This window comes from Campylobacter concisus, assembly GCF_002913865.1.
GTDB lineage: Bacteria > Campylobacterota > Campylobacteria > Campylobacterales > Campylobacteraceae > Campylobacter_A > Campylobacter_A concisus_AM.
In genome coordinates, this window is sequence record NZ_POYX01000134.1 from 18,867 (window position 1) to 35,082 (window position 16,216).

Here is a 16,216-nt window from a genome sequence, read left to right on the forward strand (position 1 = left end):
AAATTTCCCTTACATTAGATAGATGATCGGCACGATAGTTGGGTACTTTTTGACCTTTCTAAAGATGTGCTTTCTGATCACTTGGCGCACTTGTGACTCGAGTAGTCTGCTATCTTTCAAAAGCTCCTCTTTTACGTTGCTTAAGTATTGCTCCAAAACGCCCTCCATCTCTTTTCTAAACTCAGCGTCTTGCTTGTCACCCACAAGGCCGTAGCTGATGACGCGAGGCTTGTTGATGAGCTTTGCGCCGTGGCGTGAAATTTGAGCGATTATCATGACGACACCTGCTTCAGCGAGATTTTGTCTGTCTATGACGACGTCGTCTGCGATTTGTTTATTTATTTGATTATCTATGAAGACTTTGCCGGTTTTTACCGTTTTTACACGTTTTAGGTACTTTTGACAAACCTCCATCTGATCGCCGTCGCTCATTAGATAGATATTTCGCTCATCCACACCACAGCTAATGGCTGTCTCTTTGTGCTTTGCGATGTGGTTATATTCGCCGTGCACTGGCAAGAAAAATTTTGGTTTTATGAGGCGAAGCATCAGCTTTTGCTCTTCTTGTGCTGCGTGGCCGCTGACGTGGATCTCACTAAAGTCTTGGTAAGCGACGCTCGCACCTGATTTTAGTAAGAAATTTAGCACCGTTGAGACGCTATTTTCATTACCTGGGATAGCTTTTGAGCTGATTATGATCTGATCGCTTGGCTTTATCTTTATATATTTGTGCTCATCTGTTGCCATGCGGTAAAGCGCGCTCATAGTCTCGCCCTGAGAGCCAGTGGTGACGATAAGCACCTCGTCATCTTTAAATTTACCAACCTCGTTTGCATCGATAAAAATTTTCTTATCAAGCTTGATGTAGCCAAGCTCCATCGCAGTATATAAATTTCGTTCCATTGATCTGCCGATGACACAGACTTTGCGGTTGTATTTTAGCCCCCACTCGATCGCTTGATAGACGCGGTGGATGTTTGAGCTAAATGTACTCATTATTACGCGCCCTTTTGCTTTTGAAAATATCGCGTCAAAGGTCTTGCCAACGCTACTTTCACTCTTTGTAAAGCCCTCTTTATAGCTGTTTGTGCTATCGCTTAATAGACAAAGCACGCCACGCTCGCCATAGTACGCTAGTCTGCCAAGATCTGTTGGGTAGCCGTCTATCGGCGTGTGGTCGATTTTAAAGTCGCCTGTGTGGATGATAGTGCCTGCCTTTGTCGTGATAGCAAGTGCTGAGGCGTCGATGATAGAGTGCGTTATATGTATCCACTCGACCTCAAAGTCGCCTATAAGATATGGCTTTCTCTTTTCTACTGAGCGAAAGAGTGAGCGCTCTTGTTTTAGGCCGTGCTCTTCAAATTTATTATTTATCATACCAAGCGGAAGCGGTGTGGCGTAGATAGGAAATTTAAACTCTTTGTAAAAATAAGGCACCGCGCCGATGTGATCCTCGTGTGCGTGGGTGATGATGACGCCTTTTATCTTATCTTTTATCTTGCGAACGTAGTCAAAGTCTGGGATAAGGATATCCACGCCGTGCATGCTCTCGCTTGGAAAGCTCATGCCGATATCAACGATGATGGCGCTGGTTTCTGTTTCAAATATCGTCATATTGCCGCCGATCTCGCCAAGACCACCAAGTGGTGTTATGCGAATTTTATGCTCGCTTGAATTTAGATATTTTAGTGGCTCAAGTCTTAGCTCGTGAGTGGCTTTGTTTGCCTCCATAGCGCTTGCGATATCTTGCTGCCATTGCTCGTTGCCATTTAGCTTTGCGGGTAAATTTTTCTTTGGTTTTTTAGCCTTTTTTGGCTTCTCTTTTTGCTCTTTTGCCTCGTTTTTGGCTTCAGCTTTTGGCTCTTGTTTTGGCTTTTCTTTTTGCTGTTTTTGCTCTTTTGGTTTATTGTTTTCGCCAGTTTTTGCTTGATTTTTACTATTTTTTGGTTTTTTTGGGCGAGGATTTTGACTTTTTGGCTCAGCGTGAGTTTCGCTTTCGGCCTGCTCTGCTGCAAAGAAGTTATCTATCACGCTTTTGCTTGCTAGTGAGGTCTGCTCGGTAGTTTCGCCCTCTTGTTTTGGCTTATTTTTTGGTCTAAATCTTCGTCTTTTGTTGTTTTTACTTTGGTTAGTTACAACTTTCTCTTCGTTTTTGTCGTTCATTATCTTCCTTTAATCTTTCAAATACTTTTAGATAAGAATCGACATCTAGCTCGTGTGGACGTAAATTTTGAGCTAAGCCTAGGTCTTCAAAAATTTCTTCTAACGTTTTTTTGTCAAAATTTGTGGATAAATTTTTCAAAAGCGTCTTTCTTGGCGAAGCAAACGCAGCTCTTAAAAATGCTTTAAAAGCCTCGTATTGTTTTGCATCTTTGAATATCCCGTCTTTGCCAAAAATCTTTTTTGTTTTTTGTAGTTTGATGACTGAAGATGTGACCTTCGGAGGTGGATTAAAAAGCTTTGCATCCACGTCAAACAAAAGCTCACACCTGCCTTGCAGTGATGCGAGGATCGATAAAGCGCTAAATTCTTTATCCCTGCTCTTTGCACTAAATTTAAGAGCAACCTCTTTTTGTATCATCACAATAAGCCCAAGGCATTTTTCGTCATCTATCGCATTTAGTATCATCTTCGTAGCAACGTAATAGGGCAAATTTGCGACCAAAAAGTAGTTCTGGCTACTTAGTCCGCCCTCTTCTTGCCACTGCTCTAAAGCATCTTTACAAAAAAGTTTTAATTGTCCATTTTGGATCTCATTTGCAAATTTGACCTTTAAAATTTGAAACAGCTCACAATCTATCTCAAAAGAGGTCGTCTTATAAATTTGCAAAAGTCTAAATGTCAAATCACCTAAGCCAGGCCCAATCTCAACGACGTTTTCTACGTCATTGGGTATCGCTTGGATGATCTTATCTAGTGTCGCTTTGTCTTGTAAAAAATTCTGTCCAAAGTGCTTTTTTGCCTTTATCATAGCCGCGATATTAGCTAAAGATTACTTATACAATGATTACAAGTTTAGTTTAATCATATATAAAATGGACTATAATCACTAAAAAACAACAAAATAAGGCGCAAATTTGAGTAGGGCAAATACCTTAAAATACTTTTTATTATCACAATATTTAGAGCCAAAAACCTTAGACGAGCCAAAAAAGACAAATAGCAAATTTAAAAAATCAATGGACCTTGAGATCGCAAATTTCGATGAGAAATTTATGCAAATTTTAAGAGCGTTTGATAGGTCGCTTTTAAAAAATGGTGTAGAAATTTCGATTTACGGCGGCATTTTTGAGACGGACTTGCTTGCTCTTGCGATATCAAAGCTAGCAAAGGTAAAATTTGAAAAAGAGCAAATTTTAGATGAGTTGCGCTCTGAGCAAACGAGCTTTGAAAAGGCATTTTGTTATAAGCTTAAGCTCTCTGGCGATCTAGTATTTTGCAAAAATGAGCAAAATTTTGCTTTAAAAGATGCAAATTTAGATAATGAGCTAAGCCCATTTTTCACGCCAAACTCATCAAATGAGCTCTTTATCCCAACGGCTCCTTGGGCGATGGTGCGACTAAACCGCCTAAAAGAGATCAGTCAAAACGACTTTAACAAAGAGTGCGAGCACATCAAGGATAAAATTTCTATCCACAAAGAGAAAATGAGGCTTAGCGACTATGTAAAAGCAGTCCATGAGGAGCTAAAAAGCTCGCTAAAGACGCCGTTTTGCAAAGATGTGATCAGGCTTGAAGTAAGGATAGTTGATCCAAATTTTAAAGAGAACGACGCCCTTTTAAATAGCTTTTTTATAGATGATATAAATTTACTTATCAAATTTTACGAGTCAGGCAGGACACACGAGCTAACCGATCAGTTTTTAGACGAGGGTAGTGAGAATAAATTTGAGAGGCTTGACGTTAGAGAGGAGCTAAATCAAAGGGCGGTAAGGGACTTTTTTAAGGCTGAGCGCTACCCTAGATCGACCTTTGCAAGTGATTTTGCTTTAAATTTCTCACAGCAAATGGCTCTAAACAATATAATTGAGAAATTTAAAGACGGAAATGGTGGAATTTATAGTGTAAATGGCGCTCCAGGCACTGGAAAAACGACGCTTTTAAAGGACGTGATGGCTGAAGTAGTGACGCTTAGGGCGATGAGGCTCGCGCAAATGAGCAGGCATGATATCTTCGAGCCAGTTTATGACAGCGACGAAAAGGCGCTTTATTTTAGGTTAAATGACGAGCTGCAAGGCTTTGAGATGGTCGTTAGCTCTTGTAACAACGGCGCGGTTGAGATTTTGAGTAAGGAGCTAAGCCAGTTAAAGAGCATAGGGGATTATGCGGGCGAGATTGATTATTTTAAATTTATAGCCACAAGGCTGCTCTCTGCTGATGAAAAGAGTGAATTTGGCGAGAAGTTCTTTATCTCAAAGCCAGCATGGGGGCTATTTTGTGTGGCACTTGGTTCAAAGCAAAATAAGTCAAATTTTGTTTTTAATGCAATTAATGGCGTAAAGATCGAGCCAACTCACAGCCAGTTTGACAAGATCGCAAGCGAATACGGCGAGTTTTTGGAGCAAGATGGCTTTTTGATGGGGCTTGGCAAGTACCTTGCAGTAGGCGAGGGCGTAGATGACTTTGACGTGGCGAAGGAGAAATTTAATCTTGCACTTCACGAGGTAAATTTACTTTTTAGTGAGATCAGGATCAAAGAAGAGGAGCTAAAGAGCCTAAATAGCGAGCTGGCTGATGTAGATAGGAGGCTTGAGAGCTACTACTCGGCCAAGCAGATAGAGGAGCTTTTAGAGCCTTTAGAGAACGAGCATGATGAAATTTTGGCTAAGCTGGGGGACAAAAAGGCGGAGGCAGAGGAGCTAACAAGGCTTGTTAGTCAAAATGAGGCCTTGCAGGACTATCTAAATTTACCGCAAAAGCCAGCCTTTTTTGCCTTTCAGCAAATTTTTAAGACAGAGGCCTTTGAAAAGTATAATGACGAGGCGCTAAAGGTCGGCGAGATAAACCGCCAGATAGCTGAGCAAAATTTAAAAGCTAGCAGGCAAAATGGCGAGAGCAAAGAGAAAAACGAGGCAAGACTAAATGAGCTAAAAAGCGAGATAGCAGAGCTTGAGAGCAGGGCAGCAGAGCTTGGTACTAAGATAAATCTTTACAAAAGGCTACAAAGTGACTTTGCTAGACGCCAAAAGATACTTGGTAGGAGCGAGGAGCTAGATATCTTTCTAAACGGCAGCTTTAGCGAGAGTAATGACGAAATGCAAAAGAGTATGCCATTTATGATGGAATTTGGCATAGACAAGAAATTTCACAAGACAAAGCTTTTTAAGGCTAGGATAGAGCTTTTTAAAGAGGCATTAAATTTGCACAAGGCAGCGATATTTGCCTGCAAGGAGGCTGTCAGGACAAATTTGCGTGCCCTTAGCGTTATCTTTAACGATGAAAAGATGGCTGAGAAAAACGGCCTTGACGCAAAACATAGACGTGAGATCATCAAGGGTTTATTTTTGCTAACGCCTGTTGTTAGTTCAACTTTTGCCTCGTTTAATAACACCTTTAAAGACCTTTTAAATGGCGATATAGGCTTGCTTTTGATAGATGAAGCAGGGCAGGCAAATTTGACTAACGCGTTAGGCGCACTATTTCGCTCAAAGATGGCTGTCGTAGTCGGCGATCCGCTTCAGCTTGAGCCAGTCGTAACACTACCTGTTAGTTTAAATAACGCGATCCTTAGCTACTGTGAGGCAAAAGAGGAGTTTAACTTGCTTAAATCCTCTGTACAGCTAAGAGCCGACAAAGCGCAAAAGATCGGCACATATATAAAAGGTAGCGGTGAGAGTATTTGGGTTGGCTCGCCACTCATTGTGCATAGAAGGTGCGCTAACCCTATGTTTGAGATCTCAAACGAGACTACATATGACGATATGATGATACTTGGCAGAAGCGCGGCTAGTAAATTTGCAAACACTAACGTGCAAACAAAGTGGATAGACGTTAGCTCTGGGGAGTGGATAGGCAACTACAACAAAGCCGAGGGCGAGATGGTTAAAGAGCTCTTGGCAGGTGAGCTAGCTGGTGAGAAAAATAACATCAGGATAATAACGCCATTTAAAGATGTTTGTAGAAATTTAAAAGGTGCTGGCACTATCCACACTATGCAGGGCAAAGAGGCTGATGTTATTGTCTTTGTGTTAGGCGGTGCGACAAAGGGTGCTAGGGCGTGGGCTGCTAGCAAGCCAAACCTGCTAAACGTGGCGCTAACAAGAGCAAAAGAGGTTATTTATATAGTTGGAAACCGAGAAAATTGGGCGAGTTTGCCATATTTTGAGGTGGCAGCTAGAAAGATAGACAAAGGATAAATTTGAATCATTTCGCAAAACGCATAATCCCATGCCTCGACGTAAAAGACGGCAGGGTCGTAAAAGGTGTAAATTTTGTTGGACTTGTCGATGCTGGAGATCCAGTCGAGATAGCTAAAAGATATAACGACGAGGGCGCTGACGAGCTTTGCTTTTTGGATATTACAGCCTCTCACCTTGGCCGTGATACGATAGTTGATGTCGTAAAAAAGGTCGCAAGCAAGCTTTTTATACCGCTAACCGTTGGCGGTGGCATACGCACGATCGACGACATCTCTCGCCTTTTAAATGCGGGCTGCGACAAGGTGAGTCTAAACTCATCGGCAATAAAAGATCCAAATTTGATCGACGAAGCGGCTAGGAAATTTGGCTCGCAGTGCGTCGTGGTAGCGATCGACGCTAAAAAGATCGAAACTGGCTATAGCGTTTTTATAAATGGTGGCAGGATCGATACCAAAAAAGATGCCTTTGCTTGGGCAAAAGAGGTCGAGTCGCGTGGGGCAGGGGAGATATTGCTAACGTCTATGGATAATGACGGCGTCAAGCAGGGCTTTAGTTTGGAGCTGACAAAGATCTTTAGTGCGCTCTCTATACCGACTATCGCAAGCGGTGGCGCAGGAAAAATGGAGCATTTTAAAGATGCTTTTGAGGCCGGGGCTGATGCGTGTCTCGCTGCTTCGATATTTCACTTTGGCGAGATCGAGATAAAAAAGCTAAAAGAGTATCTGAAGGCCAACGGCATTGAGGTTAGGCTTTGATGTTAATTATCTCAGCTGGTAAAAATGAAATTTTTGACTTTGCCTTGCCGATGGGGGTGGGGCTAGTCGATATGGCGATAAATTTGACAAAGTTTTTGCAAAAAAGATCGTGCGTTGGTGCTGATGAAAAGAGTATAAATTTAAAGAATATTGACCCTCACTACCTTGCAAAGATAGAGGCTAAATTTGCAAACTCATCAAACCCAGAGCTACAAAACATAAGCCAAAATTTATCAAAAAACCCAGAGCGAAATTTATATCAGATGCCAGAAAAGATAGTTTTTGTTGGCTCGGCAGGTCTTTATAAAGATGGTGAAATTTTGCAAATTTATGAAAGCTCGGTTGGGGCAAATGTTGAAATTTCTAGCATAGAAAATAGATCTTATTCGCCTATCGAGTGTGAAATTTCTTCTATCGTTTCACGTGGAACTATCAAAATAAATTCATCAAATTTCATAACGACAGACAAAAATTTGGCTTATAAGATGTTTGAAAAGGGATATTTTTTAGAAAATATGGAGTTTTTTTCTGTTCTAAAAGTGGCTCAAATTTTTAAAATTCCAGCTTATGGAATTTTCGTAGCGACAAATTTTTGCAACGAAAATGCGCATGCTGATTTTATAAAAAATCACGCAAAGGCCAAAGAGCTACTAACAAAATATGTAAAGGAAAATATGTGAAAAATTTGCTTGATCTTAGTATCGAAGAGTTAAAAGAGCTAGTCTCTCCCTCTTTTAGGGCGACGCAAATTTATGAGTGGGTTTACAAAAAAAATGCTACAGAATTTAACCAAATGCTAAATTTGCCAAAAGACATGCGTCAGGATCTGGCTGATAAATTTTACCTCGATCCTCTAAAATGTGTGAAATTTGAGCAAAGTAGCGACGGCTCGATCAAGTACCTTTTCGAGCTAAAAGACGGGCTAAAGATAGAGAGTGTTTTGCTGCCGATGAAAGAGGAGATCAGCGACGAGGATGGTAAGATCAGTCGTCATGCTCGTTACACTGTTTGTGTTAGTTCGCAGGTTGGCTGTAAAATGGGCTGTGCTTTTTGCCTAACAGCAAAGGGCGGACTTGTTAGAAATTTGACTGCTGGCGAGATCGTAGGGCAAATTTTATGGATAAAAAGAGAGAATAATATACCATACGAGAGGCGCATAAACGTCGTTTATATGGGTATGGGCGAACCACTTGATAACCTTGCTAACGTTAGTAAAGCGATCAAAATTTTAGCACTTAATGAGGGTCTAGCCATATCGCCACGCCGTCAAACCGTATCAACAAGTGGCCTTGGTAGCCAGATAAAAAAGCTTGGCGAGATGGACCTTGGTGTCTTACTAGCCATATCATTGCACGCTGTTACTAATGAGCTTAGAAGCCACTTAATGCCGATAAATAAGGCCTATAATATCGAGGCTGTTATGGACGCTGTTAGGGGATTTCCTATTGATATGCGAAAGCGTGTGATGTTTGAATACCTTGTTATCAAAGACCTAAACGACAGCGTTAGTGATGCGAAAAAGCTGGTTAAACTACTGCACGGCATCAAGGCAAAGGTAAATTTGATCTACTTTAACCCGCATGAAGATAGTGAATTTGGACGACCTGAGCTTTCTAGCATGCTAAAATTTCAAGAATATCTAAGGGATCATGGAATTACTTGCACGATCAGACAGAGTAAAGGACTTGATATAAGTGCGGCTTGCGGACAACTAAAACAGCGCAATGAAAATCCTAAATTTAAAGCTAACGTTAGCGATACGAGTGCAACTAAAGCACGGAAAAACCTTGCTAACGATCAAACTAACGTGAGTAAAAAATGACAGCTCTTGATATCGCCGAGATAATTTTTATAGTGTTGGTTGCTGGTGTTGGGCTTGCCTTGATCATAAAAGTTTTGAAAGAGGAAAATAAAGCCTCGAAATAAGATCTAAAAAATTTGGCATGAAATTTTGTGGGTAAAAAACTAAAACACAAAGTTGATTGCTAAAATTTAATTCACAATGCTGGACACTAAAAATCTAATTATATCTTTTAATAGAAATTCTATTTCAAATTTAAAAGCAAAATTATGAAAAATTTTTGTAGATTATTTTTACTAGAAAGACTTTTTAAAATTTAAATAGTTCGATTATTTGCTTCTTTTGCAAATTTACAAAACTCATTTTCGGCGTCAAATTTGCTTTTTATCTTGTAAAAAATATCATCAAATTTAAATGAAATTTCGTCCGAGTGAAGTAGGAGCCTTTTTGCTCCAGTTAAATTTATCCGCTCACGCTCGCTCATCTCTTTGTCTAAAATTTTCTCGATCTGCGGACGTGACAAACCATAAAGTGGTTCGCCAATGATCTTATGTTTCACATGAAACAAATGCAAGCGAATTTGATGCTGCCTGCCAGTGAGTGGGATAGCACGAACCAAAGTCGTATCGATATCGTCAAAATACTTTATAGAAAAAATTTTGGTCACAGCGCGCTTGCCATTTTCACAAATTTGCATTCGCATTTTCACATCGTCGTAGTTGTTCGCTAGATCCATCTTAGCATCGATCGTAAATTCTCGCTCGATCTTGCCCTTCACCATCGCGACGTAGCTTTTAGAAACCTCTCTATTTTCAAAGATTTTCTTTAGTTTTATCGTAGAATTTTTATCTTTGCCAACGACTATCACGCCGCTTGTTTCAAAGTCCAGCCTATGCGCCACGCTCGCTTCTCGTCCAAAAAGCGTGTAAATTTCATCGTTTAGCGAGTAGTCGCAGTGTCTGCCATTTGGATGGCTCAGCACGCCACTTGGCTTGTCAAAGACGGCAAAGCTCTCGCACTCAAAGATCGGCTTTAGCCCCTTTGGCTCCGCCTCATAGTCGATCAAAAAGACATCGCCACATAAAACGGCATTTTTCTCGCTCACGACACTGCCGCAACAGATCAACCTGCCTTTATCGATGAGGCGCTGGGTTTGGCTCATATTAAAGCCATTTTGGAGTAAAATTTCGTAAGCTTTTTGATGATCTGCAGTAATGATAAATTTATTTACATAGGGCAAAAATGATCCTTTTGAAAAATGAGCGAGCTATCTTAAGCCCAAATTTATAAGCGTATAACCGACATTTCAGCCCGGATTTTATATAATCAAAACTTAAATTTAGAGAAATTGCATGACGTGATTTCTGGCTCAAAAAGCCAAATTTATACTTTCAGGACAAAAGCAAACTAATACAAAAGGTTCAACAATGGTCGAAAGATACTCACGCAAAGAGATGGCTGAAAAGTGGAGCATACAAGCAAAATACGACGCTTGGCTCAAGGTAGAAAAAGCTGCCGTTAAAGCTTGGAATAAGCTTGGTTTCATAAGCGACAGCGACTGCGAGAAAATTTGCAAAAACGCTAAATTTGAAGTGGCTCGCATCGACGAGATAGAAAAGACGACAAAGCACGACGTCATCGCATTTTTAACAAGCGTCAGCGAGAGCCTTGGCGATGAGAGCAGGTTCGTACACTACGGCATGACCTCAAGCGACTGTATCGACACAGCCGTCGCGCTTCAGATGAAAGAGAGCTTAGAGCTCATCATCAGCGACGTAGAGGAGTTCATGCAGGCGGTCAAAAACAGAGCAAACGAGCACAAGCACACGCTCATGGTCGGCAGAAGCCACGGCATCCACGGCGAACCGATAACTTTTGGCCTTGTGCTTGCCATCTGGTACGACGAGATCGCAAGGGCGCTAAAGCTCATCAAAGACGCAAAAGATACGATCAGCTATGGCAAGCTTTCAGGTGCTATGGGAAATTTAGCCCACGCTCCGATGGAATTTGAAGAGCTAACATGCGAGGAGCTCGGTCTCAAAGCTGCCCCAGCGTCAAATCAAGTGATCCAGCGCGACCGCTACGCCCATGTGGTGAGCGCTATCGCAGTTCTAGCTTCTACGTGCGAAAAGATCGCAGTTGCCATTAGACACTACCAAAGGACAGAGGTTTATGAGGCGGAGGAGTATTTTAGCCCAGGACAAAAGGGCTCAAGTGCCATGCCACACAAACGCAATCCAGTCCTTAGCGAAAACATCACCGGTCTTTGCAGAGTGCTACGCTCATACGTCACGCCAGCACTTGAAAACGTCGCCCTTTGGCACGAGCGCGACATCAGCCACAGCTCAGTTGAGAGATTTATCCTTCCAGATATGTTTATCACGGCTGATTTTATGCTGGTTCGCATCAAAAATTTGATAGCAAATTTAGTCGTCTATCCAGAAAATATGATGAAAAATTTAAATTTAACAGGCGGTTTGGTATTTTCGCAACGTGTGCTTTTGCAGCTGCCACAGCGTGGGATTTCTAGAGAGGACGCCTACAAGATCGTTCAACGCAACGCCATGAAGGTCTGGGCGGACTTGCAAGAGGGCAAAAAAGCGATAGACGAGCAAGGCCACAGCCTATTTTTACAAAATTTGCTAAACGACGAGGACCTAACTAAGAGCCTTAGCAAAGATGAGATCAAAGAGTGCTTTGACTATAACTACTACACCAAAAATGTAGATAAAATTTTCGCCAGAGTCTTTGGCAAATAAATTTAAACGCAAGGGGTAATTTTAACCCCTTGCAACTACCCTAATCACAAACAGCTTTAGCGTATCCATCGCAGCCGTCACGAGTAAATTTAACCACTTTGCCAGCCATAAACCCACGCTACCCTTTTAAATTTATTTGTCAAATTTAGCAGCAACGACGGCCGTTTAACCTAGTCATCACACTTAGCGTTTTACACTGTTTGTTTTTACAAATGAGAGCTTTGGCTAAAGCACTTGATAAGCTCTATCTTTATCATTTTATATTTATTTGGCAAAGAGAGTTTTTATATCTTTTTGGATAAAATCTCAAATTAAAATTTAAAACGGAGAGATATTTTTGAAAGTTATAAAACGCAACGGCAGAACAGAAGAGCTTGATATCAGCAAGATCAAAAAATATACAAACGAAGCGGTTCTAGGGCTTAGCAACGTAAGTCTTAGCGAGCTTGAGGTAGATGCAAAAATCCAGTTTAGAGATATGATAACTACTGAGGAAATTCAGCAAACTCTTATAAAAACAGCAGTTGATAAGATCGACATCGACCGCCCAAACTGGACATTTGTCGCTGCGAGGCTATTTTTGTTTGACCTTTATCACAAAGTGACTGGCTTTAACGGCTACAACCACCTAAAAGACTACCTCGCAAAGGGCGAAAAGGTAGGCCGCATCATCCCTGGGCTAAAAGAAAAGTACGACCTTGAGGATCTAAACGCTTACATCAAGCCCGAGCGCGACCTTCAGTTTGCATACCTTGGTATCAAGACGCTTTATGACCGCTACCTCATCAAAGACAAGAGCGGTATGCCGATCGAGCTGCCACAGCACATGTTTATGGCGATCGCGATGTTTCTTGCGCAAAACGAGCTAGATAGTCAAGGCTGGGCAAAGAAATTTTACGACCTCATCTCTAAATTTGAAGTGATGTTAGCCACGCCAACGCTCTCAAACGCAAGGACTACGCGCCACCAGCTAAGCAGCTGTTACGTAGGCAGCACGCCTGATAATATCGAGGGCATTTTTGATAGCTACAAAGAGATGGCACTACTTTCAAAATTTGGCGGCGGTATCGGCTGGGACTGGAGCAAGGTGCGTGCCATGGGCGGCAGTATCGACGGACACAAAAACGCAGCTGGCGGTATCATACCATTTTTAAAAGTGACAAATGACATCGCAGTAGCGGTCGATCAGCTAGGCACTAGAAAGGGCGCGATCGCCGTTTACGTAGAGCCTTGGCACATGGACGTGAGCGATTTTCTCGACCTTCGTAAAAACTCAGGCGAAGAGAGACGCCGTGCACACGAGCTTTTCCCTGCGCTTTGGATAAACGACCTATTTATGAAGCGTGTCAAAGAAAATGGCCGCTGGAGCCTCTTTGACCCAGCTCAAGTAAGCGACCTTTGCGATCTTTACGGCGAGGAGTTTGAGAAGAGATATTTGGAGTATGAAAACGACGAAAATATCCAGAAAAACACCATCCTTGCAAAAGAGCTTTGGAAGAAAATTTTAACTAGCTATTTTGAAACTGGCATGCCATTTTTATGCTTTAAAGACAATGCCAACAAAGCAAATCCAAACGACCACGAGGGCATCATCAGAAGCTCAAATTTATGCACCGAAATTTTCCAAAACACAGCGCCAAACTACTATAAGATCAAGATCACTTATGAAGATGGCGGCGAGGAGCTATTTGACGAAGAAGAAGACGTCACCGTAGATAGTGGCATAACTAAAAAAGCTAAAAAGCTTAGCGCGCTTGATAGCCTAAAAGGCAAGCAAATTTTCATCGTAGAAAAAGAGAGCATCGAGGGCAAAACAGCAGTTTGCAACCTTGCGAGTATAAATTTAAGCAAGATAAATAGCAAAGAGGACATCGAGCGTGTCGTGCCGATAGCTATCAGGATGCTTGATAACGTTATAGACCTAAATTTCTACCCGCACAAAAAGGTAAAACACACAAACCTATCATCTCGCTCGATCGGCCTTGGCGTCATGGGCGAAGCGCAAATGCTAGCTGAGAAAAACGTAAAATGGGGCAGCTATGAGCATTTGGCACTGATTGATAGCATAATGGAAAACATAAGCTACAACGCGATCTACGCTAGCTCAAATTTAGCCGTAGAAAAGGGCATCTATCCAAAATTTGAAGGCTCAAAATGGAGCAAAGGCATCATGCCGATAGACACTGCAAACGAAAACGCAAAGGCGCTTTTAAACGACAAAGGCGGGCTATTTGACGAAAATGTCTGCGACTGGGACAAGCTAAGAGAAAAGGTTAAGCGTGACGGCATGAGAAACGGCTACCTAATGGCGATCGCTCCAACTAGCTCGATCTCGATCCTTGTTGGCACTACTCAGACCATCGAGCCAGTCTATAAACGCAAGTGGTTCGAGCACAACCTAAGTGGAATGATCCCAAATGTCGTGCCAAATTTAAGCCCTGATACTTGGCAGTTTTACACGCCAGCTTACGAGCTTGATCAAAGAATTTTAATAAAAGCAGGCGCGATCCGCCAAAAATGGATCGATCAAGGTCAAAGTTTAAATATATTTATGAGCTTAGACAAAGCAAGTGGCGGATATCTAAGCGAAATTTACACGCTTGCATGGGAGCTTGGACTAAAATCAACCTACTATCTACGCTCCGAGTCACCAGACAGCGAAAAGCTAAACGACGTGGCCGACCGCTCGATCGAGTGTGAGGGATGTCAGTAGTTAAATTTAAGATGGTCTTTTACTTTTGCACACTAGCCAAGGTAAAAGACCTATTTGTAAGTGATAAAACAGAGAGAAGCTCACGAGGTATCTCAGGTCTTATCGGCTACGTAAGTGCATCATACCTATATAAGATAGTCTTAGACTATATGCCTTTTACGGTTGGCATTGTAGCTGGAGCACTAGCCTTTATAAGCTATGTTATAGAGCTAGCTAAGTTTTACTACATCTCACCATTTGTCACAGCCTTTGCTGTCACTATGGGTAAAACAAACAAGATAGTTGACTTCTTAGTAGGGGCACTATCTATATTCTTTAAACCTATCTTGATAGTTATATTTATCTACTTTGGTCTATTTGTCTATGGTATATTTAAAGATATATTCTTACTCTATGCCGAAGAGCAGATGAATATGATGTATGAACTTCAAAGCCAGTTCTTCTTAACAGTTATGCTTCATATATTTATGGCACTTCTACATATCATAGGTGCAATAGGTGGTGCTTACATGCTTTGGAAGATCATACTTCATGCACCAACATGGGTTTTAAAGATGGTAGGTCTAAGTGATAGTGGAGCAAGCTTCGCTTCTCAAGAGTTGGCACGCAACCTAGAGAAATATACCTTCCATATGTAACAAATATGAAATATTACTAGAAAGGATAAGAGATGAGTACAAAAACCTTACACCAAACAAGAAGAAAGGAAAGTAAGATGAGAAATAAAGCATTAATTGCAGCATTTGTTGTAGGATTTATTGGTTGTATAAATTTAAATGCCTACTATGGATCTTCTGATGTTTTTAATAAACATATGAGGGGAGCACCTAAAGAAAAAGAAGTGGTTGATTGTGATGATCCAAAAAATTTACCGCTTGATATAGGTGGAAGATTAATTGGTGGAAAAGAAGAGTGTTTTGTTAATCGCGGAACCGCTGCTAGAGCCAAACGTGACCTAGACTTAACTATCGGTAGAAACCCAGTTACTGGTAAAGTAACCTCAAAGGCAAAGCTACTAGGTGGCAATAAAGCTACAAATAACCTTGAAAAAGCTCAAAAGAACTATGGTAAAAAGGAATTTGAGCTAGAAGAAGCAGAAAAAGCCTATGCTGATAACCCAAGTATCAAAAACTCTAACCGCTTAGAAAAAGCACGTAAAGCCTTTAAAAAAGCACAGCTTGACCTTGAAGCTGCAGAAGAGATCAAGGCTAAAGACGATAGAAGAAACACAAAATAGTAGCGGCGTGGTCTTTCACGCCTTTTCTGTCAATGTCTTAAAATTTTGGTAGGTTTTGTTTATATATTGCGAGGATTGTTATGGTTTTATCGTCAATAATAAATGGGATAACGTAGCCATTAAAGATCAAGTCTCTAACGTTGTCTTTGTGAAAATATCTATTTTTTCTAAAACGATATGGCATAAATTCGATGCTTTTCATTTTGTCAAACAAGCTATTGTAAAAATTCTCCGAAGCTTCAAAGCTTTTTTGAGAGTAGAATATTAAAATCTTTTCAAGGTCTGATTGAAAGCGTTTGCTTAATAAAAGCTTCATTTAGACCTTTCTTTTTTTAAAAACGATCTCATCTCTAGGTCAAATTCATCTAAATTTACGCACTCTAATTCACCACGTTTTTTAGCGCTTATTAGCTCAGCCAGATCCTTTTGATCTGCTTCATCTAAATATCCGTCGTCATCATAAGATAGTATCGTTTCAGGATCAAGCGCAACAATGGCTTTGATAGCTTCTATGATGCTATCGTTTGCGGTTTGTATATTCATCGAAGTCATTTTTATCCTTTAAATTTTTGAGATTATACCTAAATAAGCT

Annotated in this window: 13 protein-coding genes; 8 read left to right on the top strand and 5 right to left on the bottom strand. The window is 41.1% G+C overall.

Annotated features, from left to right (window positions below; translation table 11 throughout):
- Positions 1-9: 9 nt before the first annotated feature.
- The gene (locus CYP77_RS08785) at positions 10-2,163 is read right to left on the bottom strand and encodes a ribonuclease J (protein ID WP_180996376.1); all 2,154 of its coding nucleotides are present in this window, start codon (positions 2,161-2,163) and stop codon (positions 10-12) included.
- Positions 2,129-2,971: a 16S rRNA (adenine(1518)-N(6)/adenine(1519)-N(6))-dimethyltransferase RsmA gene (gene rsmA, locus CYP77_RS08790; protein ID WP_103567108.1), complete on the bottom strand. Its 843-nt coding sequence runs from the start codon at positions 2,969-2,971 to the stop codon at positions 2,129-2,131. Before rsmA ends, CYP77_RS08785 begins: the two co-directional genes overlap by 35 nt.
- 106 nt (positions 2,972-3,077) lie before the next feature.
- Here rsmA and CYP77_RS08795 point away from each other — a divergent pair, with 106 nt between their 5' ends.
- Genes CYP77_RS08795 through rlmN form a run of 4 tightly spaced genes read left to right on the top strand, consistent with a single transcriptional unit; the run spans position 3,078 to position 8,936 of the window.
- Complete coding sequence (locus tag CYP77_RS08795) at positions 3,078-6,356, top strand: DEAD/DEAH box helicase (RefSeq protein ID WP_103567109.1); 3,279 nt, start codon at positions 3,078-3,080, stop codon at positions 6,354-6,356.
- Positions 6,357-6,358: 2 nt separating this feature from the next.
- Positions 6,359-7,114, top strand: a complete 756-nt coding sequence (hisF, locus tag CYP77_RS08800) for an imidazole glycerol phosphate synthase subunit HisF (RefSeq protein ID WP_103567110.1) — start codon at positions 6,359-6,361, stop codon at positions 7,112-7,114.
- Positions 7,114-7,794, top strand: a complete 681-nt coding sequence (locus tag CYP77_RS08805) for a purine-nucleoside phosphorylase (RefSeq protein WP_103567111.1) — start codon at positions 7,114-7,116, stop codon at positions 7,792-7,794. The genes hisF and CYP77_RS08805 overlap by 1 nt, the downstream gene beginning before the upstream one ends.
- Entirely contained in the window at positions 7,791-8,936 is a 1,146-nt protein-coding gene (rlmN, locus tag CYP77_RS08810) for a 23S rRNA (adenine(2503)-C(2))-methyltransferase RlmN (protein WP_103567112.1), read from the top strand. Before CYP77_RS08805 ends, rlmN begins: the two co-directional genes overlap by 4 nt.
- Before the next feature lie 295 nt (positions 8,937-9,231).
- On the opposite strand, the gene CYP77_RS08815 is transcribed toward rlmN, so the two are convergent.
- A complete protein-coding gene (locus CYP77_RS08815; RefSeq protein ID WP_103567113.1) occupies positions 9,232-10,155 on the bottom strand; it encodes a pseudouridine synthase family protein in 924 nt (307 codons plus the stop codon).
- A 187-nt stretch (positions 10,156-10,342) separates the two neighbouring features.
- Here CYP77_RS08815 and purB point away from each other — a divergent pair, with 187 nt between their 5' ends.
- The 4 genes from purB (at position 10,343) to CYP77_RS08835 (ending at position 15,624) form a co-directional block, all read left to right on the top strand.
- Positions 10,343-11,674 (top strand): adenylosuccinate lyase, encoded by a 1,332-nt coding sequence (purB, locus tag CYP77_RS08820; RefSeq protein WP_103567114.1) that lies wholly within the window; start codon positions 10,343-10,345, stop codon positions 11,672-11,674.
- Between the two features lie 337 nt (positions 11,675-12,011).
- On the top strand, positions 12,012-14,387 hold the full coding sequence (locus CYP77_RS08825; RefSeq protein ID WP_103567115.1) for a ribonucleoside-diphosphate reductase subunit alpha: 2,376 nt from the start codon (positions 12,012-12,014) through the stop codon (positions 14,385-14,387).
- Positions 14,378-15,025: a hypothetical protein gene (locus CYP77_RS08830; RefSeq protein ID WP_141090570.1), complete on the top strand. Its 648-nt coding sequence runs from the start codon at positions 14,378-14,380 to the stop codon at positions 15,023-15,025. Before CYP77_RS08825 ends, CYP77_RS08830 begins: the two co-directional genes overlap by 10 nt.
- A gap of 32 nt (positions 15,026-15,057) precedes the next feature.
- Complete coding sequence (locus CYP77_RS08835) at positions 15,058-15,624, top strand: hypothetical protein (protein WP_258032384.1); 567 nt, start codon at positions 15,058-15,060, stop codon at positions 15,622-15,624.
- A gap of 37 nt (positions 15,625-15,661) precedes the next feature.
- Here CYP77_RS08835 and CYP77_RS08840 read toward each other — a convergent pair whose 3' ends face one another.
- Together CYP77_RS08840 and CYP77_RS08845 are read right to left on the bottom strand one after the other, a co-directional pair.
- On the bottom strand, positions 15,662-15,940 hold the full coding sequence (locus tag CYP77_RS08840; RefSeq protein ID WP_103567118.1) for a type II toxin-antitoxin system RelE/ParE family toxin: 279 nt from the start codon (positions 15,938-15,940) through the stop codon (positions 15,662-15,664).
- Positions 15,937-16,176 (bottom strand): hypothetical protein, encoded by a 240-nt coding sequence (locus tag CYP77_RS08845; protein WP_103567119.1) that lies wholly within the window; start codon positions 16,174-16,176, stop codon positions 15,937-15,939. The genes CYP77_RS08840 and CYP77_RS08845 overlap by 4 nt, the downstream gene beginning before the upstream one ends.
- Positions 16,177-16,216 lie beyond the last annotated feature (40 nt).

Bases quoted from the DNA above. Each gene is read 5' to 3' on its own strand.
- CYP77_RS08805 (WP_103567111.1), top strand. From the start codon at position 7,114: ATGTTAATTATCTCAGCTGGTAAAAATGAAATTTTTGACTTTGCCTTG.
- CYP77_RS08835 (WP_258032384.1), top strand. From the start codon at position 15,058: ATGAGTACAAAAACCTTACACCAAACAAGAAGAAAGGAAAGTAAGATG.
- rsmA (WP_103567108.1), bottom strand. From the start codon at position 2,971: ATGATAAAGGCAAAAAAGCACTTTGGACAGAATTTTTTACAAGACAAA.
- CYP77_RS08785 (WP_180996376.1), bottom strand. From the start codon at position 2,163: ATGAACGACAAAAACGAAGAGAAAGTTGTAACTAACCAAAGTAAAAAC.
- CYP77_RS08845 (WP_103567119.1), bottom strand. From the start codon at position 16,176: ATGACTTCGATGAATATACAAACCGCAAACGATAGCATCATAGAAGCT.
- CYP77_RS08830 (WP_141090570.1), top strand. From the start codon at position 14,378: ATGTCAGTAGTTAAATTTAAGATGGTCTTTTACTTTTGCACACTAGCC.
- purB (WP_103567114.1), top strand. From the start codon at position 10,343: ATGGTCGAAAGATACTCACGCAAAGAGATGGCTGAAAAGTGGAGCATA.
- CYP77_RS08840 (WP_103567118.1), bottom strand. From the start codon at position 15,940: ATGAAGCTTTTATTAAGCAAACGCTTTCAATCAGACCTTGAAAAGATT.